The 22,683-nt window shown below is 55.9% G+C and carries 23 protein-coding genes; 16 read left to right on the plus strand and 7 right to left on the minus strand.

Going from position 1 to position 22,683, the window contains the following annotated elements; all coding sequences use genetic code 11:
* The first annotated feature begins 209 nt into the window (after window positions 1-209).
* Complete coding sequence (locus PKO02S_RS03510; protein WP_127579704.1) at window positions 210-1,340, plus strand: sialidase family protein; 1,131 nt, start codon at window positions 210-212, stop codon at window positions 1,338-1,340.
* Window positions 1,341-1,394: 54 nt separating this feature from the next.
* On the opposite strand, the gene PKO02S_RS03515 is transcribed toward PKO02S_RS03510, so the two are convergent.
* On the minus strand, window positions 1,395-1,688 hold the full coding sequence (locus PKO02S_RS03515; RefSeq protein WP_127579705.1) for a 4a-hydroxytetrahydrobiopterin dehydratase: 294 nt from the start codon (window positions 1,686-1,688) through the stop codon (window positions 1,395-1,397).
* An 84-nt stretch (window positions 1,689-1,772) separates the two neighbouring features.
* The gene (locus PKO02S_RS03520; RefSeq protein ID WP_127579706.1) at window positions 1,773-2,153 is read right to left on the minus strand and encodes a cupredoxin domain-containing protein; all 381 of its coding nucleotides are present in this window, start codon (window positions 2,151-2,153) and stop codon (window positions 1,773-1,775) included.
* 277 nt (window positions 2,154-2,430) lie between these two features.
* On the opposite strand from PKO02S_RS03520, the gene PKO02S_RS03525 reads away from it, so the two are divergent.
* The 6 genes from PKO02S_RS03525 (at window position 2,431) to PKO02S_RS03550 (ending at window position 7,379) form a co-directional block, all read left to right on the plus strand.
* Window positions 2,431-2,694 (plus strand): hypothetical protein, encoded by a 264-nt coding sequence (locus PKO02S_RS03525; RefSeq protein ID WP_127579707.1) that lies wholly within the window; start codon window positions 2,431-2,433, stop codon window positions 2,692-2,694.
* A 22-nt stretch (window positions 2,695-2,716) separates the two neighbouring features.
* Window positions 2,717-4,024, plus strand: a complete 1,308-nt coding sequence (locus PKO02S_RS03530) for a S8 family peptidase (protein WP_127579708.1) — start codon at window positions 2,717-2,719, stop codon at window positions 4,022-4,024.
* 232 nt (window positions 4,025-4,256) lie between these two features.
* Entirely contained in the window at window positions 4,257-5,282 is a 1,026-nt protein-coding gene (locus PKO02S_RS03535) for an ABC transporter ATP-binding protein (RefSeq protein ID WP_127579709.1), read from the plus strand.
* Complete coding sequence (locus PKO02S_RS03540; protein ID WP_246066814.1) at window positions 5,260-6,072, plus strand: ABC transporter permease; 813 nt, start codon at window positions 5,260-5,262, stop codon at window positions 6,070-6,072. The genes PKO02S_RS03535 and PKO02S_RS03540 overlap by 23 nt, the downstream gene beginning before the upstream one ends.
* Complete coding sequence (locus PKO02S_RS03545) at window positions 6,056-6,880, plus strand: ABC transporter permease (RefSeq protein WP_246066815.1); 825 nt, start codon at window positions 6,056-6,058, stop codon at window positions 6,878-6,880. The genes PKO02S_RS03540 and PKO02S_RS03545 overlap by 17 nt, the downstream gene beginning before the upstream one ends.
* Window positions 6,881-6,917: 37 nt before the next feature.
* The gene (locus PKO02S_RS03550; protein ID WP_127579711.1) at window positions 6,918-7,379 is read left to right on the plus strand and encodes a GNAT family N-acetyltransferase; all 462 of its coding nucleotides are present in this window, start codon (window positions 6,918-6,920) and stop codon (window positions 7,377-7,379) included.
* Here PKO02S_RS03550 and PKO02S_RS03555 read toward each other — a convergent pair.
* A complete protein-coding gene (locus PKO02S_RS03555) occupies window positions 7,355-8,953 on the minus strand; it encodes a sensor histidine kinase (protein ID WP_127579712.1) in 1,599 nt (532 codons plus the stop codon). The genes PKO02S_RS03550 and PKO02S_RS03555 overlap by 25 nt on opposite strands.
* A 122-nt stretch (window positions 8,954-9,075) precedes the next feature.
* On the opposite strand from PKO02S_RS03555, the gene PKO02S_RS03560 reads away from it, so the two are divergent.
* The gene (locus PKO02S_RS03560) at window positions 9,076-9,318 is read left to right on the plus strand and encodes a DUF3892 domain-containing protein (protein WP_127579713.1); all 243 of its coding nucleotides are present in this window, start codon (window positions 9,076-9,078) and stop codon (window positions 9,316-9,318) included.
* Between the two features lie 84 nt (window positions 9,319-9,402).
* Here PKO02S_RS03560 and PKO02S_RS03565 read toward each other — a convergent pair whose 3' ends face one another.
* Window positions 9,403-10,155: an MBL fold metallo-hydrolase gene (locus PKO02S_RS03565; RefSeq protein ID WP_127579714.1), complete on the minus strand. Its 753-nt coding sequence runs from the start codon at window positions 10,153-10,155 to the stop codon at window positions 9,403-9,405.
* A gap of 236 nt (window positions 10,156-10,391) precedes the next feature.
* Here PKO02S_RS03565 and PKO02S_RS03570 point away from each other — a divergent pair, with 236 nt between their 5' ends.
* Window positions 10,392-10,589 (plus strand): hypothetical protein, encoded by a 198-nt coding sequence (locus PKO02S_RS03570; protein ID WP_127579715.1) that lies wholly within the window; start codon window positions 10,392-10,394, stop codon window positions 10,587-10,589.
* Window positions 10,590-10,646: 57 nt separating this feature from the next.
* On the opposite strand, the gene fdhD is transcribed toward PKO02S_RS03570, so the two are convergent.
* Complete coding sequence (gene fdhD / locus PKO02S_RS03575) at window positions 10,647-11,465, minus strand: formate dehydrogenase accessory sulfurtransferase FdhD (RefSeq protein ID WP_307720005.1); 819 nt, start codon at window positions 11,463-11,465, stop codon at window positions 10,647-10,649.
* A gap of 151 nt (window positions 11,466-11,616) precedes the next feature.
* Here fdhD and PKO02S_RS03580 point away from each other — a divergent pair, with 151 nt between their 5' ends.
* The 3 genes from PKO02S_RS03580 (at window position 11,617) to PKO02S_RS03590 (ending at window position 15,168) form a co-directional block, all read left to right on the plus strand.
* Complete coding sequence (locus PKO02S_RS03580) at window positions 11,617-13,968, plus strand: FdhF/YdeP family oxidoreductase (protein WP_127579716.1); 2,352 nt, start codon at window positions 11,617-11,619, stop codon at window positions 13,966-13,968.
* 197 nt (window positions 13,969-14,165) lie between these two features.
* Window positions 14,166-14,780, plus strand: a complete 615-nt coding sequence (locus PKO02S_RS03585; RefSeq protein ID WP_127579717.1) for a stalk domain-containing protein — start codon at window positions 14,166-14,168, stop codon at window positions 14,778-14,780.
* Window positions 14,781-14,865: 85 nt separating this feature from the next.
* A complete protein-coding gene (locus PKO02S_RS03590; protein WP_127579718.1) occupies window positions 14,866-15,168 on the plus strand; it encodes a DUF1292 domain-containing protein in 303 nt (100 codons plus the stop codon).
* A 273-nt stretch (window positions 15,169-15,441) separates the two neighbouring features.
* Here the strand turns inward: PKO02S_RS03590 and PKO02S_RS03595 are convergent, their stop codons facing one another.
* Window positions 15,442-15,861, minus strand: coding sequence for a DUF1885 family protein (locus tag PKO02S_RS03595; RefSeq protein WP_127579719.1), 420 nt, complete (start codon window positions 15,859-15,861; stop codon window positions 15,442-15,444).
* A gap of 191 nt (window positions 15,862-16,052) precedes the next feature.
* Between PKO02S_RS03595 and PKO02S_RS03600 the strand changes: the two genes are divergently transcribed.
* A complete protein-coding gene (locus PKO02S_RS03600; RefSeq protein ID WP_127579720.1) occupies window positions 16,053-16,340 on the plus strand; it encodes a DUF3055 domain-containing protein in 288 nt (95 codons plus the stop codon).
* A 70-nt stretch (window positions 16,341-16,410) separates the two neighbouring features.
* Here PKO02S_RS03600 and PKO02S_RS03605 read toward each other — a convergent pair whose 3' ends face one another.
* Complete coding sequence (locus PKO02S_RS03605; RefSeq protein ID WP_127579721.1) at window positions 16,411-17,880, minus strand: aminotransferase class I/II-fold pyridoxal phosphate-dependent enzyme; 1,470 nt, start codon at window positions 17,878-17,880, stop codon at window positions 16,411-16,413.
* Window positions 17,881-17,996: 116 nt separating this feature from the next.
* On the opposite strand from PKO02S_RS03605, the gene PKO02S_RS03610 reads away from it, so the two are divergent.
* The 3 genes from PKO02S_RS03610 to PKO02S_RS03620 all read left to right on the plus strand — a co-directional run bounded on the left by PKO02S_RS03610 (window position 17,997) and on the right by PKO02S_RS03620 (window position 22,565).
* Entirely contained in the window at window positions 17,997-19,295 is a 1,299-nt protein-coding gene (locus PKO02S_RS03610) for an MFS transporter (RefSeq protein ID WP_127579722.1), read from the plus strand.
* Window positions 19,296-19,336: 41 nt separating this feature from the next.
* Entirely contained in the window at window positions 19,337-20,497 is a 1,161-nt protein-coding gene (locus PKO02S_RS03615) for an MFS transporter (protein WP_127579723.1), read from the plus strand.
* Between the two features lie 133 nt (window positions 20,498-20,630).
* Entirely contained in the window at window positions 20,631-22,565 is a 1,935-nt protein-coding gene (locus PKO02S_RS03620; RefSeq protein WP_164821276.1) for a DUF2334 domain-containing protein, read from the plus strand.
* Window positions 22,566-22,683: the final 118 nt, after the last annotated feature.

The following is a 22,683-nucleotide window of genomic DNA, read 5'->3' on the forward strand; positions in this document are numbered from 1 at the left end:
CTTTTGGGGCTGGTAAGCGGCAAGATTATTTAAGAAAGATTGAAATAGGGAAGGGCGCCTGTAAAGGTGCCCTTTATCTTTTGGAAGGAGAGTGTGGGCAAATTTATCCGGTATGGTGGAGGTTTTCGTGATTATGCGCGAAACGTATTGCTTGTATGACGGCCCCCCATCTACAATACGGATAAAACGACAGACGAGGTGCTGATTTAATGACGGCAACATCGGCCTATTTGAACAAAGTGAATTTCGAAGAGTACGACACGGGCGGCTATAAAATGTATCGTATTCCGGGTATCGTCGTGACGCGTCGCGGAACCGTCTTGGCCCACTACGAAGCGAGGATGGGGACGGGCGACTGGACCAAGCAGGATGTCATCATGAGGCGCAGCACGGACAACGGGGAAACATGGAGCGAGCGGATCATGCTCGTCGAAGGAATAGCGAAGGAGACGTTCCACAACGCCAGCATGATTGCAGCCAAGAAGAGCGACACCGTCTACTTGTTCTGGTTCCGCAACTATGCCAACGGCTACATGACGCGCAGCGAAGACGACGGTCTCACTTGGTCGGAGCCGGTGGAGATCACGTCCGTGTTCGAAAAGTTCCGTTCCGAATACGACTGGAATGTAATTGCGAACGGCACCGGACACGCCATCGAGCTGCGCAGCGGGAGGCTCGTCATCCCGGTCTGGCTCTCGAACGGCGGAGAGGTGCATCGACCTTCGGTCCTCTCGAGCATATATAGCAACGACGGCGGCACGACTTGGGAGCGAGGGTCGATCATATGGGACAAGGACGGCTGGGTGAGTCCAAGCGAGTCGACGGCGGTGGAGCTGGCGGATGGCAGCGTCATGATGAACTTTCGGCACGAATCCGACACCCGCAGCCGCGGCGTTGCGATCAGTCCGGACGGTGGGGTTACCTGGGGAGAGCCGATACACGCGACGGATTTGCCGGATCCGATTTGCGAGGGCAGCATTTTGCGGATTGCATTCTCTGAAACTCGCGGATTCAGCGGAATCTTGTTCAGCAATTGCGCGTTCGACGGAGAAGGAGATATCGAGTGGCGTACGTTCAGCGACGGTACCAGATTCAAGTGGGGGAATCAATCGCGGCGAAATCTGACGATCCGCCTCAGTCTGGATGAGGGCAAGACTTGGAATTACAGCAGCCTGTTGGAGCTGGAAGCCGGTTATTCCGACCTGGCGATCAGTAATGACGGTCAGACGATCTTCTGCCTCTACGAACGCGATTGGATGGAACGGCAATGCGCCTTCACAAAGCATATGACGATCGCTAGATTCAATCTGGCTTGGGTGACCGATGGGGAAATGAAATAACAAGCAAACGCCCGATTCCGCATTGACGGACATCGGGCGTTGCTGCATGAACATTCATCTGGAGAACAGGCTGTCGCACTTTGCCATTAGCTCGAAGTCGAGCTCGGTAATGCCGCCGGCGCTCCAAGACGTCACGCTGAGCGTAACCAGCTTGTAGTCGATGGCGATCATAGGATGGTGATTGAGCTCCTCCGCTGCTAATGCGACTTGCCGGACGAATTCAATGCCGTCCAGAAATTCGCGAACCCGGTATTTCTTCGTCAACCACTTCTCGTCCTTCCGCTGCCAACCGGGATAGGTCCCTTGAGCCAGCCGCTCCTGCACTTGCTCTTCGCTAAGCTTCGACATGCTCCGCATCCTCCCCATGGATAAACGGCGCCGTCCTGTACTCAGGACGACGCCGTTTGGAATGAGAATTGCCGGTTACGGCAATTAAGCAACAACAAGTTTGGTTTTCATCTGAACATGGCCTGCGCCGCAAGGAACGGAGCAAACGATGTCGTATGTGCCGGGTTTGTCGAACGTCACTTCTTTGGAAGTGGTAGCACCGCTCAGCGTAACGTCGAGACCTACGATCTCAATGCCGTGTTTGCCTTCTTTGTTCGACAGAATGACCTTAAGCGTGTCGCCTTTCGTCACTTTGTATTCGGCTTGATCGAATTGGAAGTTGGAAGCTGTGATCTTCAGCGTCTTCATGCCGTCGGCCGCCGCCAAATCCTCCTCGCTTTTCTCAGGTTGAAACGTAACAGCCAAGTAAATCAGGCCGAACGTGCAAGCACCGAAGAACAGAATGGACATTAACCACTTGTACATGCGGATCCCCCTCGTCAATATGTCAATCCAAATTATACGCTATTTCCTGGACAGAATCTATTCGACACGCCTTCGTGATTATGACAAATCCTTGAACAAACCTAGGAGGCACGCCTGTTTCCAGCTTTCCCCGTTTCGACATCTTGTATTCCAGCCCGTCCAAGCCATCGCGCCATAGGCAAGTGCTCATTTCTGCCGCATCTGGGTATATACCGTGTTCGCGGTAGGTGATCCCCCATAGACTATCGTGTATCAAACAATCAAGGGAGGTGGATTTATGGAAAATATGATGAATAAACCAATGGTTAGCCCCGCTTCGATGATGCCGACGCAATCCAACCCTGCGATGAACGCTGCCATGAACGCGCCGATGGTCGCTCCGATGGCGGTCGCTCCCGCTTATGATAATGCTAAAGTGCATGGGATGAAATACCCGGTCTCCCCGGCTTTCGAACATCCTTGTGGTGGTTCGGAAGTAGGCATGGTGCTCGTATTGTTCATCCTGCTCGTCATCATTCTTCGCGGTGCCAAGTTCATCTAAGCCATAGAGGATGAAGCAATAAATGCACAAGCACAAGCAACGAAACAAAATGAGCGTGTCGCTGAAACAGCATATTCGAGGTTGTCGGGCAAAAGGGATGGCGCCTCGACGATTCAAGGTGATCGTTGAGCTGTGCAAACCGGCGTCCGGCGGCTGCTTAAAGAAGCTGCGCAGTAGTATGGCAGGAAGCGGACGGCGGTTTCGAATCCGCAGGAAGCTCGAAATCATCGGCTCGGTCGCCGCAGAAGTGCACGCGAGCTGCCTGAGCAAGCTGCTGCGTCATTCGTCCGTGAAGCGGGTGCATCACGACACGAAGCTGCGGACGCGGCTGAACATCGCCACGCCGTCTATCGGCTCGACGCTCCTGCAGCGCCGCGGGCTGACCGGCCGAGGCGTGACGATCGGCATCATCGACACCGGCGTATACCCTCATCCGGACCTGGTCAAGCCGGTCAATCGAATCGTGGGCTTCCGGGACTTCCTTGGCGGCCGCTGCCATCCATATGACGACAACGGCCACGGGACGCATGTGGCGGGAGACGCCGCCGGCAATGGACGCAGCTCGCGCGGCAAATACACCGGTCCTTCGCCAAAGGCCAGACTCGTGGTGGCCAAGGCGTTCAACCGCTTCGGCGAGGGCGATACTTCCGACGTCATCGCCGCGATCGACTGGATCGTCCGGACCAGGCACAAATTCGGCACCCGCATCGTAAATATGTCGTTCGGAGGCCCACCTGGCGGGAGCTGCGAGGAAGATCCGTTGTGCCGGGCAGTCGGCCGGGCGTGGGACCGCGGGCTGATCGTCGTCGCCTCTGCGGGCAACGAAGGGCCGGGCGCGAGGACAATCGATTCCCCCGGAATCAATCCGAAGATCATTACGGTCGGGGCAACGGATGACCTTCGCACTCTGAAGCAGACGGACGATCAGGTTGCGCCTTTTTCCAGCAGAGGTCCGGCGCCGGACAGGAAAACAAAGCCGGATCTCGTGGCGCCCGGGGTGGACATTGTCTCACTCAGAGCGCCAGGATCGTTCCTGGACCGGAGGGAGCCGTTCAATCGGGTGGCGAACAGCTACTTCCGCATGTCCGGCACGAGCATGTCCACGCCGATCGTGGCAGGGGCGATCGCGCAGCTGCTGCAGCGGTTTCCGCGGCTGACGAACGAGCAGGTGAAATCGCTGTTGAGGCGTTCGGCGATCCGGCTGCGGAAAGGCGGTCCCAACGTGCAAGGCAGCGGCGAGGTGTCGCTGTTCGGATTTGCTGCCGCAAAGCCGATACCGAGATGCAGACCGAGTCGACAAGCCGTCAAAAAAACGGTTGCCAGCCGTTGAACGCTGTGCTAGTATGTTGTAAATAAGTGGGAGGGCTTCTAGGGATCCGAGGCACGCGAGACGCTGATTGGCGTTGCGCCGACGCTGTCGAACCGAGCGAAGCCGGACGAAGAATGGTGTCATTCACGTCACACCGTAGGGATAAAAGACCTTCGGCAAGTTCCGCCAGCAAAGGCGGCTTGCGGGAGGTCTTTGTTGCTTTAATGGGATAAAACGGTGGAGGTGGAGAGCAATGTGGGGAATCCGCGTAAGAGGGTTGAGCAAATCGTTTCAAGTCAAACGCAAGCAGTCCGGGCTGAGAGGGAGCTGGAAAGCATGGTTCCACCCCGAGTACAACGAGAAGATCGCCGTACAGCCGATCGATCTGGATATCGAGCGAGGCGATTTCGTCGCTTTTCTTGGTCCGAACGGTGCCGGCAAGTCGACGACGATCAAGATGCTGACCGGTATTCTGCATCCGACAGCGGGGACGGCTGAGGTGCTCGGCCACTGTCCGTGGAAGGAGCGGTCGAAGCTCGCTTTTCGCATCGGTACCGTATTCGGCCAGAAGTCGCAGCTGTGGTACCACCTCCCGCCGATGGATACGTTCGAGCTGATGTCGCGCATCTACGAGATCGGCAAAACCGACTATATTCGCCGGCGCGACGACTTGATCGAACGATTCGAGCTGCAGCCGTACTTGACGACGCCGGTAAGGAAGCTGTCGCTCGGCGAGCGGATGCGCTGCGAGATGGCGGCGGCGCTCTTGCACCGGCCGGAGCTCGTGTTCCTCGACGAGCCGACGATCGGCCTCGATGTCGTCGTGAAGCTGAGAATCCGCGAGCTACTGCTCGAGATGAATCGCCAGGAAGGGACGACGCTGTTCCTCACTTCGCATGATGCCGGCGACGTCGAGCAGCTGTGCCGAAGGGCGATCGTCGTGAACCACGGCACGATCATCCTGGACGATCGTGTGGCGAACTTGAAGCGCAACTTCCTGACCCGCAAGACGATCAATCTGCGGCTGCGGGAGCCGGGCGATTGGACGGCATTGCGCCGGGAAGGCGTAGAGCTGTTAGCGGAGCGGGGGACGGAGGCGACACTCTCGGTCGATACGTCCCGGGTGACGATTGAGACGGTGCTGGCGGATATTGTAGGCGCCTTCCGGTTGGAGGATGTGACGATCGAGGACCCCCCTATGGAGCAAATCATAACGCGGATATATGAGCACACCTCAAGAACGGAGGGGATCCGCAGTGAGCTGGAGCTGGGTCGGTAAAGCAAGCAAATATACGGCGGTCGGGCGAATTACGGTTCGCAGCCATTTGGCTTATGTCGCCGACTTCGCGTTTCGCTCCTTGTTTCTGCTGCTGATCTTGTACATTTTCATGCAAGTATGGACGGTGACCTTCGAGGGTGAAGGGACAGATCGTATAGAGGGGTACACATACAAACAAATCATCTGGTATTTGATCGTGGCGGAATCGGTCATCCTTGCATTTCCGAAGCTGGTGGCGAAGATTGAGACGGAAGTAAAAAACGGCGACGTAGGCTACCAGCTGCTTCGCCCGATCCATTATGTGCTGTACCACTACTCGGCCTTTATGGGAGAGGCGCTCATCCGGTTCATGGTCAATCTGGCTATCGGCAGTATGCTGGGGATCGCGGTGTTCGGTTGGTCCACGCCAAGTCTTGTGTCTTTGGCCGCGCTAGCTGTTGTATTGCTCGGGGCATTCACCATCCAATACGCCATGAACATGATGGTGGCGCTGTGCGCCTTCTGGGTCGAGGAGACGCGAGGGCTAGATTTCGTTTACTCGAAGCTGCTGTTCACGATCGGCGGCATGCTGCTGCCGCTTGAGATGTTCCCGGGCGCCCTACAGACAATCAGCGGCTGGCTGCCGTTTCAGGGAATTGCCTACTTCACCGCTAAGACGGCCGTTCGATTCGAGGCTGCGGAATGGATACGGATGATCGGCATCCAATTGATCTGGATCGTAGTGCTGATGGCGGGAGCGTTCGCAGTATATCGGAAAGGAGTGAAAAAGCTGCATGTCAATGGAGGCTGACGCAAGAGGGTCGAACGGAAGGCTGCTGCCCTTGTTGAAAGTAATCGTCGCCTGCTGGAAGCTGAATTTGGCCGGAGCGCTCGAATATAGGCTCAGCTTCTTCCTGACGGCCGGCATGATGTTTGTGAACAACATCGTCTGGATTTTTTATTGGGGCGTCTACTTTCATCGTTTCCAGGTGGTCAATGGTTGGACGTTCGAGGATGTCATGATGATGTGGGCCATCGGCGCCGGGGGGTTCGGTGTCGCTGCGGTGTTGTTCGGCAATTGCTTCACGCTTGCAGGGTTGATCGCCAACGGGCAGCTGGAGACGTTTCTCGTTCAGCCGAAGCCGGTTTTGCCGCATGTGCTCGTGAGCCGCATGTCGGTATCGGCGATCGGAGATGTCGTGTTCGGGTTAGGGCTGTACGGCATGTTCGGCCAGCATAGCGCAGGAGGACTGTTAAAATTCGGAATCGGCCTGCTGCTTGCCACGCTGCTGTTTATTTGCTTTAATTTGCTTGTACAGTCGTTAGCTTTCTATATGGGCAACGCCGAGGCGCTGGGCATGCAATTGAACATGGGCTTCTTGACGTTCGCCACGTATCCGACCGATATTTTTCGCGGAGCGGGCAAGCTGCTTTTGTTCACATTGGTGCCGGCCGGCTTCATCAGCTATATCCCGATCGGATTGCTGAAGACGGTTGAGTGGCCGTTCGCATTCGGATTGATCGGTGCATCGCTGGTGCTGCTGACGGGCAGTTCGGTTTTGTTCTACAGAGGGCTTCGACACTACAGCTCAGGCAATCAGGTTACGCTGCGGATGTAAGGAACAAGGAGCATTCGATGGCAGAAAGGATAGGAGCATGAACGTTGCGATTGTGAACAGTCAAGAGGAGTTGGCGAAATGTCTGCGGGTTCGCAAGGATGTTTTCGTGCAGGAGCAGGGGGTAGCCGAGGAGCTGGAGGTCGATGAATACGACATTTCTGCGAATGCTGCCGTGCATTTTTTGCTGAGGGATGAGAATGGAACCGAGCTCGGAGCTTCCAGGCTGAAGACATACGAGCCGGGCAGCGCCAAGCTGCAGCGCATCGCCATCTTGAAGTCGTTCCGCGGGAAAGGCTACGGACGGTTGCTGGTGGAAGCGATGGAGCGGCAGGCTGTTCAACTTGGCTATACGTTTGCTGTGCTCGATGCGCAGGTGCAAGCTTCCGCGTTTTACGCCAAAATGGGGTATGCCGTCATCTCGACGGAGCCGTTCTTGGATGCTGGCATCGAGCATGTGCGGATGAAGAAGCCGCTTCAACTCCCCGTCTCCGCGGACTGAATCGCTTTCGGCAAGGAGAGCCGGAAGGTGGTGCCGACCATCAGCTTGCTCTCCACTTCCATATTGCCGCCGTGGTCCTGCACGATTTTGTGGCAGATGGACAACCCGAGGCCCGTCCCGTTTTCCTTCGTCGTATAGAACGGGTGGAACACTTTGGCCAGCTCGGCTTCGGGAATGCCTTTACCCGTGTCCCCCACCTCAATGACCGCATATTGCCCGCTTTCATATAGACGAATGGTGACCGTCCCTTCCTCCGTCATCGCCTCGAACGAATTTTTCACCAGATTCATCAGCAGCTGCACCAGCTTATCTTGATCCATCAGCATTTCAAGCTCCGGATTTTGGGGTAAATATATTATTTGGTGGCCAAGCCGCAGCGCTTCGGATTCCATCAACGAGATAACGCGGTGTACACACGGATGAATCGGCCTCACCTTGTAATGCACGACATGGGGCTTGGAAAATTGTAAAAATTCGGCGGTCAGCTCGCTCATCCGGTTGATCTCGTCCATAATGAGCTCGTACCAGGGCTCGATATTGTATTGGTTGGAGCGCGAAATTTGCAGGAAGCCCTTCACCGTCGTGAGCGGGTTGCGGATTTCATGTGCCATGCCCGAGGCGAGCTCTCCGACGACACGCAGCTTCTCGGAGCGGATCAGATGGTTTTCCCGTTTTACCCACATCTCGTTTTTCATCGAGAACAGCATTTTTTCCGCTGCATGGATCAGCTCTTCCTTCGTATACCCGTCAATTGGATAAGTAGAATAGCCGTACGTGATTTTGACCCCGGTCAGTTTGGCGATTTCGGATTCGAGCAGCTGCCGTACGCTAGTAATCCGCTCATCCGGATTGTTCGCATTGATCGCCAGCGCGAATTCGTCGCCGCCATAACGGGAGATGACATAAGCATCGGAGAACAGCACCTTGAGCAGCTCGGCGATTTCCTTCAGCAGACGGTCGCCTTCAGAGAAGCCTTGTACATTATTGTAGGATTTCAAATCGGTACAGTCGATGATGATCAGAATGAGCGGCGTGCGGCCGATCAGCAGCTGCTCGACTTGCCGGTGGTAGGCGTCGTAGTTGTGAAGACCGGTCAAGCCGTCTCGAGTGGAGAGCAGTCGGTTTTGCGTGCCCAACAGCTCCTTGCTCTGCTCCGACTTGAACAGAAACTTGCTCAGGTAGATGGTTAAACCAAAAGCGAGCGCATCGTATACGCTTACAAGGATCGCGTAATCGTTAATCGTCGAGTAGAATAATCGAATGCTTGTATAGGACACGAAGTAGAGGCTCCAGAGGAGCAACATCCTTGGCAGGGATTTGATCGGATAACAGTCCCGGCCAAGCAAGAGCAGGAATACCGGCAATACCCAGTTCAACTGGGTGAAATAATGCAAGGCGACGAGCAGGGCGAATCTCAGTACATGCAGCTTGGCATGGCGGAATTCCATGAAGTAGACGACGAGCAGGAGACCGCCGATCAGCAGCGTGATAAGCGGATATGAGGCGCGCTCGAGCACGAGCGAGGAGATGACGACCAATACGCAGTAGACCGGAACCAGGAACCGTGAGACCATCTCGAGACCTCCAAAGGGATTTGCCATTGTTGGATCTGGATTTGCCCGATGCGACCGGAACATAAACTGGTGGCGTAAAGGAAATACTAGGCCTGCATTTGTCAGCTAAGGAGGATGAAGCTATGAGTCTGCAAAAGGGTGAGCGAGAATCGTTCGTCGCCGTCCGCAAAAACGGAGACGGTGACTTGACGGCGTTCAAGACGTCGTCCGGCCGCGAATTGGATTACGTATCGGCACGCGAAGAAGTTAACCAGGGCCGTATCCAAGGCGTGAATTTGTTCAAAGGCAGAGACGGTGAGCTCTACATCCGCGGAGATGCGGATGGAGACCCGAGCAACAACCTGGACAATTTGCCTTCGTTCTGACGCTCTGTCTGAACGATCCGCCAATTCCAGACAACCCCGCGGCCGCCGCGGGGTTGTTGTCGTTCTGCATAAGCACTTCGGCCGCTAAGGAGCCGCTAGAAATTCATATGGTTTATGTTGCTCGATGAAGGTCATTTTGCCGGTTTTGCCCATGTAGTCGGGCATCGAATCCCCGTAATGCATCAGCAAGATCCGCTCCTGGTACTCCTCCGGCAGGCTGAGCAGCTCGTTCAGCGTCGAATGGACGAGTCCGTTGCCTTCGAGCTGGCAATCATGCAGTACCTGCACGCATTGCCTGCGTACGAACATCTCGTCCAGCAGCGCCCGATTGAACGTCATGTCGCCGCTGTAGAATACTTTGTCATTCAGCACGACGGAATAGCTCGGCATGTTCGGGAAATGCTTCGTTCGGATTAGCTCTACGCTCAGTCCGGGTTGAATTTCTTGACGGACGTCGCACTTCAGCGGAACGACGTCGAAGAAATCACGCAACGTCGATTCGCCCTCGACAGTGTAGCGAAGGCCGGCCTTGAGCGAATCGTCCCAGAGCGGCTCTATCAGATTCTCCTCAATATAGAGCGACGGTCTGAGCTGGTACATATATTTCATACGCAAGGCGTATTCTTCCAATCCGCCTATATGGTCGGCATGCAGATGAGTCACCAGCACGCCCTGAATGTCGTTCATCGGGAAATTCATCTTGTGAAGCGCCATAGGCGCCAAAATTCCGCAATCGATCATCAGCGTGTATCCGTTACAAGCGACAAGCGCGTTGTTGTTGTAGTACGCCTTGGCGAAAGCGGACCCCGAGCCGATCATTCGTAGTTGGAACTTCATAATGAACCTCCTTCTGCGATGAGCGGGCGTAAGCCCAATTGCATCCCCTCTAATGTATCACGTTTATATGGAAAAAAAAAGAATACGGTTTTGGATTCGAGATAATAATAGCAGGCTTGTTTGCGTAAAAATGTTTTGGCGATTCCGGGCGTTCGCGGAGGTCCGATCGGTCGCCCGGCCATACACTGCTTGAGAAGGTCGGGCACCCGGCCGGTTGAGAGGAGCAGCGTGAAGCGATGGCCGCGAAGGGCAAAACGAAAAAGAAAGCCGCCCCAACCTCGGGGGGCTCCTATCAGTTGAGAACGGTCACCTCGGACATCTGCGAGGTGTGCAAAACGCCTTGCGCCAGAGGGATGCGCTATGCCGCCCGGATGCGCGAGCCCGGAGCGGTGGGCAAGGGCGTCCCTTGCATATTGACCCGGTATAAAGCGTAGCAGGGCGGAGGGAGCTGGCCGGCCAGTCTTCAGTTACGATAGCCGCCCCGGCGGGGCTTAGTCCGCAATCCGGCCGGCATGCGTGTAGACGTTCATGCCGGCACCGCGTACGAATCCGACGGCGGTCAAGCCGAGCTCGTCGGCGAGCTGCAGCGCGAGGTCGGTAGGCGCCGACTTCGAGAGTAGCACCGGCGCGCCGATCTTGACCGCCTTCAGGACCACCTCCGAGGCGAGACGGCCGCTGAAGACGATCGTCTTGTCGGAGGTGTCGATGCAGGCGGTCAAAATATAGCCGTACAGCTTGTCGAGCGCATTGTGCCGCCCGATATCGGCGAAGGCGGCGATCAGCTCGCGGCCGTCGGCATCGGCGAGCGCGGCTTGGTGGACGCCGCCGGTCTCGCGGTGGACATCCGCCGCCGCATGCAGCCGCTGCATAAGCGCGAAGCATTGCGTTGCGCTCAGCATCGGCGGCTCCTCGCCGGGAGGCGGCAGCGGCTTCGCGGTTTGGGCGTCAGCCTGGAAGTAGAACGACTGCCTGCTCTTGCCGCAGCAGGAGGCGATGCGGCGCTTCGTGAACAGCGCCGGGTCGAGCGCCGACTTGCGCTTGAGATCGGCGAAGGCTCGGCCTGAGGCCGTGTCGATCGACAGCCGCTCGATATCGTTGACCGAGCGGATCGCTCCTTCCGAGGCGAGGAAGCCGATCGTCATCGGCTCGAGATCGGCCGGGGTGCAGACGATCGTGGCGAACTCGCGGTCATTTACATATAGCGTAAGCGGATATTCGGTTACGATCGAATCGTCGGTCAGCTCCCAGTCGTCGCCGCGGTAACGGCGAATCGGCCACTTCGTTGTGACGGGCATGTCGTTGTCGAGCAAGGAAACCCCTCCGCATCATCGTAAAATAGTGGATGTTAGCTCCGGTTCGTGCGTGCTATGATTAGCATAAAGCATCGCTCACCTCACGTACAGACGACATCGGCTTTTTCCTGGAAAGTCCATGTTAGGCACATGATAAGGGAGTGTACATATGGGGAAAACGAAACATACGGGTCCGGTGAAGCTGGACACGTCGCTCAAGCCGGCGCTATGGGTAAGCAAAATGCCGCTCGGACTTGGCCACGTGAAGCCGCATCATATCCTGGATACGTTAAAGGCTGCTTACGATAATCGCGACAATTTGCCTTACGCTTACCGCATTCTGACACAGGGCGTCTGCGACGGGTGCGCGCTTGGCGTGTCCGGGCTTCGCGACCAGACACTCTCCGGTCCGCATCTGTGCACGACCCGTCTCAATGTGCTGCGGCTGAACACGATGCCGGCCATCCCGTCGCAATGGTTCGAGGATATCGAGAAGCTGCGCGCGCTGGATAGCACCGCTCTGCGCAAGCTGGGGCGGCTGCCTTACCCGATGTCGCGCCGCAAGGGCGAGACGAAGTTCACCCGGCTCAGCTGGGACGAGGCACTGAACCGGATCGCGGCCAAGATTCGCACTGTCGATCCGAAGCAGCTCGCGTTTTATTTGACCGCTCGAGGCATTACGAACGAGGTGTATTACGCGGGAGGCAAGGTGGCGCGGTTCCTCGGCACGAACAATGTGGACAATGCTTCGCGCATCTGCCACTCGCCGAGCAAGACGGCGCTCAAGCGGTCGCTCGGCATCTCCGCCTCGAGCTGCAGCTACAAGGACTGGATCGGCACCGACGTGCTGATCTTCTGGGGCTCCGTCGCCGCGAATAATCAGCCGGTGTCGACCAAATACATGTATGCCGCCAAAAAAGCCGGCACGAAGATCATCGTCGTCAATCCGTACCGCGAGCCGTCGATGGAGAACTACTGGATCCCGTCGATTCCGGAAAGCGCTTTATTCGGGACGAAGATCGTCGACTCGTTCGTGCAGGTGAACATCGGCGGCGACATCGCCTTCATGAACGGCGTCATGAAGGCCTGGTTCGAGATGGAGGCGGAGGCAGCCGGCTCCGCCATCGATTGGGCGTTCGTCCGAGCCCACACGGAGGGCGTGGACGACGTGCGGGCGCACGTCCAGGCGCTGCCGTGGGACGTGCTCGAACGTTCCTCCGGCCTCGGGCGGCCGGAGATGGAGTTGTTCGCGAGGCAGCTGGCCACGGCGAAGAGCGGGGTGTTCGTGTGGAGCATGGGGCTCACGCAGCACCGGTTCGGGACCGACAACGTGTCCCAGGTGGCCAATCTGGCCATGCTTCGGGGGTTCGTGGGCCGCGAGCGCTGCGGCGTCATGCCGATCCGCGGGCATAGCGGCGTACAAGGCGCCGGGGAGATGGGCGCGGAGCCGATGTCGTTGCCCGGCGGCGTCTCGAACAGCGCGGCGGGTCGCGAGAAGCTGGAGAAGCAGTGGGGCTTCGAGCTGCCTGCTTGGGAAGGCGATATCGTTGGGTTGACGCTCGAGAATGCGCTGCTGCCCGCCGGTCACGACCGTCGCACCCGGGTGTTCTACACGAGCGGCGGCAATTTTCTCGAGACGATGCCGGATCCGGCATTCATCCGCGAGTCGCTCGAGGCGGTCGAACTGCGCGTGCACCAGGACATTATTTTGAATACATCTTCTTTAGTGGATGCTCAAGAAGAAGTGATTCTGCTGCCGGCGATGACGCGCTATGAGCAGCCAGGAGGCGGCACTTCGACGAGCACCGAGCGTATGGTGTATTTTAGTCCCGAGATCGAAGGACCGCGGATCGGGGAAGCCCGAGCGGAATGGGCGATCTACGTTGACTTGGCGAAGCGGGTGCGGCCGGAGAAAGCGGCTAAGCTGGGGATGGAGAGCGCGCAAAGCATCCGTGACGAGATCGCGGAAGTAATACCGTACTACAACGGCGTCCAACAATTGCAGCGCAAGGGCGACGTTTTCCAATGGGGAGGAGCGTGGTTGTGCGAGCAAGGCGTCTGTCCGACCGATGACGGTAAAGGCAGGTTGCTGGCCATTCAAGTGCCGGAGCTGCGTAAGCCGGAGGGTCATTTCTACGTCACAACCCGTCGGGGCAAACAATTCAACTCGATGGTGTACAGCGAGAAAGATCCTTTTAACGAAGCGATGCGAGAAGATGTGCTCATTCATCCGGAGGACGCGGAGGGATTGTCGATTCGGGAGGGCGAGGCGGTGGCCGTTTACAATACGCATGGGACGTTCATCGGTCGTGCGAAATTCGCCGATATGAAACGCGGCAATCTGGAGGTATACTGGCCGGAGGGTAATGTGCTGCTGCCAAAAGGCGTTTATGAGCCGTACGCAGGCATTCCGGAATACAACACGTCGGTCATAGTGGAAAAAGCGGAAACGTATATCGCTCACAAAGATACGCGGTATGTGGAGAAGCGGATTGCGGAATTGGAGATGGAGCCGAACTAGAACGGTAGGGAGCACGAGTCCATCTGGATGAATAGGCCGATTCGGTTATTCTGGAAGATTCCGGTAACCTTTTACTATATTTCAATCCGGATGAATAGCATCTAATTGCGCATGAATTTAATTAAAACGATCGCAACTTATCGATATGAGCGGAGTATAATCTAGCAGAAGAAATCGATATGGAGGTTATGATCGTCATGAAAGGAAAACGATTGCTCGTCCTTACCTGCGCTTTTTTGGTCCTGGGAGCGGGAATCGCCTACGCGAGCTCGCCGTGGGGCGACTTTCAGGGCTTTACTAAGGTGAAGGTCTTGATTAATAATGAGGAAGCCATTACGGGGGAAGTGCCTGCCTTTGTTATTTCGGGCCGGGCCGTTCTGCCGATGCGGAGCTTGACGACTTCGATGCAGGGGCTGCTGAAGTGGGATGATGCGACCAAGACCGCTTCGATCTACAAGCCGAACGTTCATATGTTCGTTGCCAGAGACGTGAACAAGGATTATCAGATCAAGCAGCCGTTCGGCAAAGTCAAACAAGGCGACAAGATCGACTTCGTCGTTTTCCCGCAAGTGGACAACTTGGATACGCCGATCTACGCGTTCAAGATCGAGATCGTTCGTCCGGACGGCAACGTGCTTCGCAGCAGCGATCCGGCCGTGTTGAACGAGCCGATGGAGAGCTTCTGGTATCCGTGGCCGTTCTCGGGCGTTACATTTGATGCCTACGGCGACTATAAGGTGCATTTCCTGATGAAGCTGAGTCCGGAGGACGACTGGACGGTCGTCTCGGAGAAAGTGATCAAATCGGAATAACCGCGTGCCGTTTCATTGACCTGCCCAGCCCAGAAATGATACTATAGGCTAGATTTCCAATTCAGTGATGAAATGAGGGCTTGGCATGAGCGACCACCAGCATGACGATAACTGCGGCTGTGGAGATGAGCACGACGAGGACGTATTCCTGGTCACGGACGAAGACGGCAACGAGCACGAGATGGTGATCGTCTATACGTTCGAATCCCAGAATCAAGCATACGCTGTTCTGATCGACCGGAACGATCCGGAAGCGGACGGCATGATCTTCCGGGTGGAAGAACAGGACGAAGACGCCTTCTTGGTGAACATAGAAGATGACGAAGAATGGAACCGCGTTTCGGCCATCTACGATCAGATCGTTGAAGAAGAAGCGAAGCAATCTTGAGTGAGACCGCGAAAGCCTTCCTGCCCGATTAGGGTTTGGAAGGTTTTTTTGTTCAGGTGGCGGGGTGAGGGGGGATTTGGCAATAGGCGTGGGACATGGAGCGAGTGGTTTGGGGCGAGGGGCATGGAGCATGGAGGATGAAGCAGGGAGCAAGGGGCAGGAGCAAGGAGCAGGGAGCAAGGAGCAGAACGAGCTCAAGGTGCTGCTGGCACCCCGACGCAAACAATAAACAGCCCCCGACCGCGATGGCGGCAGAGGCTGTCCGGACTATCTTTATTTACGTGGATTGAAATACATCACTCGACCATTGAACAGGTGGAGCTCGGCCTTGAGCGTCTTCGCCAAGTACTTGCAAAGCTCGTTGCCCTTGGCTTTGTCGCCGTGGGTGGAGCCGGAAGGGAGCACCACTTGCACATAAGCGCGTTCCTTGTCTTCAGCGGCCTTAGTGCCTACTCCGAGAATGATATGATTGTAGGAGGGCGTCGTGCCCTTCAAGTAAAACCACCTATCGGCGCCTTCCGGCTTCGTCTCGATCGTGTACGGAAATGCGGATTCCGCGTATTCCCAGCCCAGTTGTTGCCCGGTGAGCTTCAATTGGTCCTTGTAGTGGAGCAGACGCTCCTTGAGCTCCCCGACGGATAGGGTGGGGGTAACGGAGCTTTCGGACAAGTACATGTAAGCGCTTTGCGCCATAACGACACCTACCTTTTGAGCATACAAGTTCATGACCATCATAGCACTTCAAAATAGGGAATTCAAGGCAAGGATTACGGCTCGGCCCTGCCGATTTCCAAGTTTAGGTATAGTCAGACAAGGCGGATCCGTGCTATAGTAGACAAATAACTAAATATTCTGAATAATCGGCGAATGGGAAGGTGATTCGAATGTTGGAGCGTTTCTATGATTTATCCGAGCAAGCGCAAGTGAATTTCGTAGGCTTTGCGACGGAGAAGGCGCGTTATGATTTTGCCATCGTCTACACGAATCATTTTTTCGGCAAGCCGCTTGTCATCTGTATGCAGACGAACCATTCCTCCCTCCTCGACGCCGATGACCTGACCAATCTGACCTATCTGCAGCAAACGTTCCACCTGAAGCTCGAAGAGGCGATGGAGCTGTCCGAATTTCTATACGCGCGCATGCCGATTCTGTCGGCTAGAGATCAATATTAAGCAAGAAGTCCATCGAAAAAAAGGCTGCTCTCCAAGTGCAATCGCACCTGTGAGGCAGCCTTTTCACTTTTTACTCGATTGGAGTCGTCTCCACGATTACTTTGACCTGGCGGATCGAACGATCCTCCGGTCCTTTCACCGGCAATCCAACTTCCACATGATCGATGATGTAGTCGACATGCACCTGTGCGATGACTTCGCCCGGCAGCAGAATCGGAATGCCCGGCGGATACACATAAATGAATTCGGCGATAATCCGGCCCGCTGAATTTTTGAAATCGATCACTTCCGTATCCCCGTAGAAGGCGTCGCGCGGGGACAGCGACAGCTGCGGCACGACCGGCGTCTCGATGTTCATCTCCGCCGGCGGGTTGGTCGGATCATAGCCCTTAGCGAGCTCGGCGAGCGCCGTCAATAGTGTATCGACCGTTTCGCGCGTATCGCCAGGCGTAATGAGGCACAGGATGTTATACATATCGCTAAGCTCAATCTCGATATTGTAGCGCTCGCGGAGCCAGTTCTCGACATCGTAGCCGGTCATCCCGAGATGGCGGACGTGGACGGTCAGCTTCATCGGATCGTAGCTGTACGTCGCCTCGGAGCCGAGGATGTCTTCGCCGAAGCAGTACAATCCCGGCATCTCGTTGACCCGGCTGCGCGCATAGTTGGCGAGCTCGATCGCGTGCTCCGCCATCCCCCTGCCGTTCAGCGCCAAGTTGCGCCGGGACGTATCGAGCGAGGCGAGCAGCAAGTAGGAAGTCGAGGTTGTCGTCAGCATGCTGATGATCGTCTGGATCCGCTTCGGATTGATACGATGGCCCTGCACATTCAAGACGGAGCTCTGCGTCATCGAACCGCCGAGCTTATGTACGCTAGTAGCGGCCATATCAGCACCGGCCTGCATAGCGGACATCGGCAGCTCGTCATGGAAGTGGATCAGCACGCCATGGGCTTCATCTACGAGTACGGGAATGTCGTAGCTGTGCACGAGGTCGACGATTTCTTTCAGGTTGGCACATATGCCGAAGTAAGTCGGGTTGATGACGAGAACGGCTTTGGCGTCCGGGTGGCGCTCCAGCGCTTTTTTGACCGACCGTGTCGTAATTCCGTGATCGATGCCCAGGTTCGGATCTTTGACCGGCGAGATGAACACCGGCTTCGCCCCGGCAAAAATAATCGCAGACATGATCGATTTATGCACGTTGCGGGGCACAATGATTTTATCGCCTTCTCCGCAAACGGTCATGATCATCGTCATGATGGCGCCACTGGTCCCTTGGACGGAGAAATACGTATAGTCCGCACCGAACGCATGGGCTGCGAGCTTCTGCGCTTCTTCAATAACGCCGGTCGGTTGATGCAAATCATCCAAAGGTGCTATATTGATTAAGTCAATCGAGAGCGCACGGTCTCCAATAAACGTTCGAAACTCCTCGTCGGCGCCACGGCCTTTTTTATGACCGGGAATATGAAATTGAAGCGGGTTTCTCGCGGCATGTTCGGTGAGTGCGGTAAAAAGGGGAGTGCGATGGTGGTCCATCTGGTCATCCCTGCCCTTCGACAAATTTCTTGGTTCCATTAATAACAAGCTTGAGTATATCAAAAACAGACGCGGATGCAAGAACTCCGTATATGAAATTGTTGTAGAGGTGACCCATGTTAAACGCCATCCGTTCGTTTTGGACCAACCAGAAGCAAGTGTTTTCCCCGTTCGTCATCCAACTGCTGCTCATCATGTTTCTCGTGGAGTTTGTAAAAGGCGCGATTCTGATCTCGATATTGCCCGTCTATATGAAGTCGGTGCTCGGCATCTCGGCGATTATCATAGGCTGGACGATGGCGATTCAATATATCGGAGACAATGCGTTCCGCGGCCCGATCGGCTGGATGATCGACAAAATCGGGTATCGACCGGTTATGCTGACGGGTGTCCTGATGACCTTCCTGTCCTTGCTCATCCTCATCTTTTTCTCCCACTTCAGCTGGATCTTGGTTGCGGTTGCATTCCTAGGAGTCGGTACCTCGCCACTATGGCCATGTGTGATTACCGGTGCAACGGAGAAAGGCGGCGATTCGCAAAACGGGACGATGATGAGCGTCATTTACTTGGCGTGGTTGTCAGGAATCGGGCTGGGGCCGGTCGTCATCAACTTTTTCATCAGCGATACATATGTAGGCGCGTTCCGGTTGCTGCTCGTGCTGATCGGGATCAGCGTCATCATCTCCTTGTTCCTCCCGAGCTCGGAGCGAGGCGGCTTCCGGCAGCTGCGCAAGCTATGGCAGACGAGAGCTGCCGCCCAGGGGGAACTAGCCCCTTTTAACCAACGGATGAACGCAAAATGGGCCGACTGGAAAGCTCGCTCCAGCCTTTATATCGCAGAAGTACGAGCTTCGCTCCACGTTAGCTGGTTGTTCTATCCCGCCCTGTTCGCCCAGACGTTCGCGATCGGTTTGTTGACGCCGGTGCTTACCATTTACGCGCGAACCGTGCTGGAGCTGACGCCGGAGCAATACAGCTTGTTCTTAGTCGTTGGCGGCGCTATAACCGTCGTCTTCCTGATTCCAGTCGGGAAGCTTGTTGACCGTTTCGGATACAAAGGATTTGTACATGCCGGCTTGGTCGTCAGCTCAGTGTCGCTGCTTATCTTTACATATGTGGACGGACTGGCTCTATTATTGATTATGGTGGGTGCGCTCGGAGTGGGGTATGCGCTGCTCATCCCGTCGTGGAATGCGCTTATCGCCTCGGTCATTCCGAAGGAGAAGCGTGGAGCGGTATGGGGCTTCTTCCTGACGATCGAAGGCGCCGGCACGGTCATCGGCCCGATCATCTCGGGCATTTTGTCGGATTCCATCGGCTATCATGCCCCGTTTATTGCGAGCGGTTGCGTTCTGGCCGTCCTTTTCGTTCTCCAATTGTTCATTTTTATTGGCCGAAAAGTTGTGGTAAGATAAGGGCGTTCCAAATCGCTCCAGCTTCAGGAGGCTTTCCCGTTATGAAAAAATCCATGCTTACGATCATGTTCATTCTGATGACGATCTTCATCGGCTTCGGAATCATTATCCCGATTATGCCGGAGCTCGTGTCTCCGTTTCATCTTAGTACGATGCTCGCGCTGTATTCGGCCGTATCGTTTCTCATGTCGCCCCTATGGGGGGCGCTGTCGGACCGAGTAGGGCGACGCCCGGTGCTGCTGACCGGGTTGGCCGGCTTTGCCGTCAGCTTTCTATTGTTCGGTCTGGCAGACGGCAACCTCACGCTGATGTATGCCTCCCGCCTACTTGGCGGGTTGTTCTCCGGGGCGGCAACCGCTTGTGCAGTCGCTTATGTAGCGGACATCACCTCCAACGAGAATCGGACCAAGGGAATGGGTCTCGTCGGCATGTCGATCGGGCTCGGCTTTATTTTCGGACCGGCGATCGGCGGCTTGCTCAGCGTATTCGGCAATAATGTGCCTTTCTTCGTCGCATCCGGCCTCTCGGCAGCCACTTTGATTTTCGCCGCTGTGATTCTGAAAGAGTCGCTGTCGAAGGAGAAACGTTCGATCCGCACCCAGAAAAAAGCTTCCCGCTGGACGGCATTTGCCGGTCCACTCAAGTTTCTGTACGTGCTGTCTTTCTTCGTGTCGTTCACGCTTGCCGGCTTGGAAGCGACATTGCAGTACTTCGAGGTTGAGAAATTCGGAGCTACGCCGAAGGATATGGGCATCATGTTCCTGGTCAGCGGCATTGTCGGTGCGGCAATTCAAGGCGGAGTGGTGCGTCGAATGATCAAAAACGGCAGTGAATCGAGAGTGATCGGGATGGGCCTCGTCCTTTCGGCGATCGGATTTTTCCTACTGTTGTTTTCCAGCAATTTGATTACCGCGACCCTGTACATGTCTGTTTTTGCAGCCGGAAATGCACTGATTCGTCCATGCGTCACCTCCCTGATTACACAGAAGACGAAGGTTGGGCAAGGCGTTGCGTCCGGGCTTAGCTCCTCGATGGACAGTTTAGGCCGGGTGGCCGGTCCGATGATGGGCATGGGCGCTTTTTATTTGAACATCAGCTTGCCGTTTTTGATCGGAGGCATCCTGTGCCTGGGCGCTTTGACGTTGCTCGTCAAATACATTGCTTCGGACAAGCAAGTAACCGCCGCGAATACAGCTGCTTAATACATCGCCAGATTCCCCGTTGCGATCGAACATTTTCGATAGGCAGCGGGGTTAATTTGTTGCTGACTTTGAAAACGCTTTAGCATATGATTAGATGGAAGCTAATTTTTTCACCTTGGGGGAGTCATCATTGTTGAAGCCATCTTTCTTGCCGCGACTCGTAAAAAAGTTCCGCATCCTGCTTCTCGTCGGCCTGCTGGCGGGTGTTTTCAGCTCCGTCACCTACATGTCGGCGCTCGGGAACGACAACGAGGAACGAATCATCCTGATGCGGCTGGAGGACATCGGCCCAGGAGGCCAGTATGAAGGCCCAGAGCAGCTCGGCAAGCTGCGCGCCGTTCTCGAGATGCTGCAGGCACACGGGGTCCGGTATCAGATGGCGATCATCCCTAGGTGGGTTAACGTGAACAAGGACGGCGCCCGGTATGACGTGTCGCTCGACCGGCAGGACAATCCGTATGCGAGTTCGTTCGTTAGCTTGCTGAAGAGCGCGGTAGCCGGCGGAGCGGTCATCGGGATGCACGGCTATACGCATCAAGTCGGCGATGTGTTCCGGACGGATGGACACCAGGAGTCAGGCATCGGCAATGAATTCGACGTTATCGATGTGGAGGCAACGAAGACGCCGGGTTTCGCCAAACAGCGCGTCGACGAGGCGATCCGCTTGTTCAAGAGCATCGGGCTGCAGCCGCAATTCTGGGAGGCTCCCCATTATCATACGAAGGCGGAGCAGGATGCGGTGTTCCGCTGTTATTTCGGCTTGAATTATCAGGCGGATGTGCAAAAAAACCGCAACGCCGCTCATCCTCAATATACGACGAGTCGCAATTACGGCTTTGGCGAGTCGTCGCTCGGCTCGATTAATGTTCCGACACCGTTATCCTATATTCCGTACAATCGCGGAGCGGAGTTTATTCTGAATCAATTGGAAAAAGGCGGTAGGCTGCCTTCGTTTTTTTATCATCCGTTTCTTGAGTTCAAACATCTCGAGCCTGTCCTAGACGCACAAGGCAAGCCGGTGGTGCGCGACGGATTGCCGGAATATGTGTATCCGGCTAAGCCGAAGAGCATATTGCAAAACTTGCTGCCGGCGCTTCAGCAAAAAGGCTATCGGTTCATCTCGATCAACGACTTCGTGCCGTTCACGCCGGGGAAAAGCGTTGCGCTTGCACAGCCGATGGACGGAAAAAACGTACAGCTGGCTGATGTGACTGGGGACGGGCAAAGCGATGTGGTGCAATGGGCGGTGGACCGAGGCGAGCTGTTAGTGAAGCGCGGTGCGTTCGGCGGCTATCGGAACGAGCCGATCGGCGAGGAGACCGTGTGGGCGTCGATCCCGTTAGGCGCCGGTGACGTATGGACGCTGTATGACGGGAACAACGACGGACTCAGCGATTTGTGGGTCATGCGGTCGAATGGCACGCTGGAATCGTATCGCTCGACGGGCAAGATGTTTGTCCCGTACCGCAGCTGGAAAACCGGTGTTTCGGGTATGACGAACCTAGTAGCCTTGAACGAGCAAAGCGATGGTTTCGTGCTGGCCGGCTCCAACAAGGAGAGGACGAAGCTGGAGGCGGTGTCCGTTCAGGGAGACACCGTCCGAGCGTTCGAGCCGATCGTCTGGAAGAAGAAGCCGAGCCAGCTAGTACCTGGCGACTTGGACGGTGATGGCAAGGAAGAGCTGGTCTCGCCGTTCGAGCAGACGTCGCGCTGGTTGCAGCTGTCGCCTAATTTGGCGACAGGTCGCTGGGAGCGGGAGGCTCCGCCGCTGGAGCTGCCGACAGTGGAGAACGGTATCGTACGGCTGGCGGATTTCAACGGAGACGGTGCCCAGGATGTGCTGTTCTGGGATCGGAAGTCGCAAACGTTCAGCGTCTACGTGCAGGTGGGCAAGAACCGGTTCCGGTACTTGTCCAAGCTCGGCCCATGGGGCCCGACGAAGGGCAGGCTGATCGTGTCCGACTTGAATGGGGACGGCCGGAAGGACCTGGCGATAGTGAATGCGACGGAACCGTACTTGGATACGGCGATGTCTTGGGAATCGAAAGTGGGAGGTACGAGCAAGTAGAACGAAGCGCAGCCCGTAAAGGGTTGCGCTTTTTTAGTACAGATAAGAATGTTTTAGTTCTTCACCGTATTGAAGCGACAGAGTGTTCCTGACAATTCGCCCGCTTTTCAGCAGCCGT

The organism is Paenibacillus koleovorans NBRC 103111, from assembly GCF_004000845.1.
Classification (GTDB): domain Bacteria; phylum Bacillota; class Bacilli; order Paenibacillales; family NBRC-103111; genus Paenibacillus_AA; species Paenibacillus_AA koleovorans.

Bases quoted from the DNA above. Each gene is read 5' to 3' on its own strand.
- PKO02S_RS03510 (WP_127579704.1), top strand. From the start codon at position 210: ATGACGGCAACATCGGCCTATTTGAACAAAGTGAATTTCGAAGAGTAC.
- PKO02S_RS03515 (WP_127579705.1), bottom strand. From the start codon at position 1,688: ATGTCGAAGCTTAGCGAAGAGCAAGTGCAGGAGCGGCTGGCTCAAGGG.
- PKO02S_RS03520 (WP_127579706.1), bottom strand. From the start codon at position 2,153: ATGTACAAGTGGTTAATGTCCATTCTGTTCTTCGGTGCTTGCACGTTC.
- PKO02S_RS03525 (WP_127579707.1), top strand. From the start codon at position 2,431: ATGGAAAATATGATGAATAAACCAATGGTTAGCCCCGCTTCGATGATG.
- PKO02S_RS03530 (WP_127579708.1), top strand. From the start codon at position 2,717: ATGCACAAGCACAAGCAACGAAACAAAATGAGCGTGTCGCTGAAACAG.
- PKO02S_RS03535 (WP_127579709.1), top strand. From the start codon at position 4,257: ATGTGGGGAATCCGCGTAAGAGGGTTGAGCAAATCGTTTCAAGTCAAA.
- PKO02S_RS03545 (WP_246066815.1), top strand. From the start codon at position 6,056: ATGTCAATGGAGGCTGACGCAAGAGGGTCGAACGGAAGGCTGCTGCCC.
- PKO02S_RS03550 (WP_127579711.1), top strand. From the start codon at position 6,918: ATGAACGTTGCGATTGTGAACAGTCAAGAGGAGTTGGCGAAATGTCTG.
- PKO02S_RS03555 (WP_127579712.1), bottom strand. From the start codon at position 8,953: ATGGTCTCACGGTTCCTGGTTCCGGTCTACTGCGTATTGGTCGTCATC.
- PKO02S_RS03560 (WP_127579713.1), top strand. From the start codon at position 9,076: ATGAGTCTGCAAAAGGGTGAGCGAGAATCGTTCGTCGCCGTCCGCAAA.
- PKO02S_RS03565 (WP_127579714.1), bottom strand. From the start codon at position 10,155: ATGAAGTTCCAACTACGAATGATCGGCTCGGGGTCCGCTTTCGCCAAG.
- PKO02S_RS03570 (WP_127579715.1), top strand. From the start codon at position 10,392: ATGGCCGCGAAGGGCAAAACGAAAAAGAAAGCCGCCCCAACCTCGGGG.
- PKO02S_RS03580 (WP_127579716.1), top strand. From the start codon at position 11,617: ATGGGGAAAACGAAACATACGGGTCCGGTGAAGCTGGACACGTCGCTC.
- PKO02S_RS03585 (WP_127579717.1), top strand. From the start codon at position 14,166: ATGAAAGGAAAACGATTGCTCGTCCTTACCTGCGCTTTTTTGGTCCTG.
- PKO02S_RS03590 (WP_127579718.1), top strand. From the start codon at position 14,866: ATGAGCGACCACCAGCATGACGATAACTGCGGCTGTGGAGATGAGCAC.
- PKO02S_RS03595 (WP_127579719.1), bottom strand. From the start codon at position 15,861: ATGGCGCAAAGCGCTTACATGTACTTGTCCGAAAGCTCCGTTACCCCC.
- PKO02S_RS03600 (WP_127579720.1), top strand. From the start codon at position 16,053: ATGTTGGAGCGTTTCTATGATTTATCCGAGCAAGCGCAAGTGAATTTC.
- PKO02S_RS03605 (WP_127579721.1), bottom strand. From the start codon at position 17,880: ATGGACCACCATCGCACTCCCCTTTTTACCGCACTCACCGAACATGCC.
- PKO02S_RS03610 (WP_127579722.1), top strand. From the start codon at position 17,997: ATGTTAAACGCCATCCGTTCGTTTTGGACCAACCAGAAGCAAGTGTTT.
- PKO02S_RS03615 (WP_127579723.1), top strand. From the start codon at position 19,337: ATGAAAAAATCCATGCTTACGATCATGTTCATTCTGATGACGATCTTC.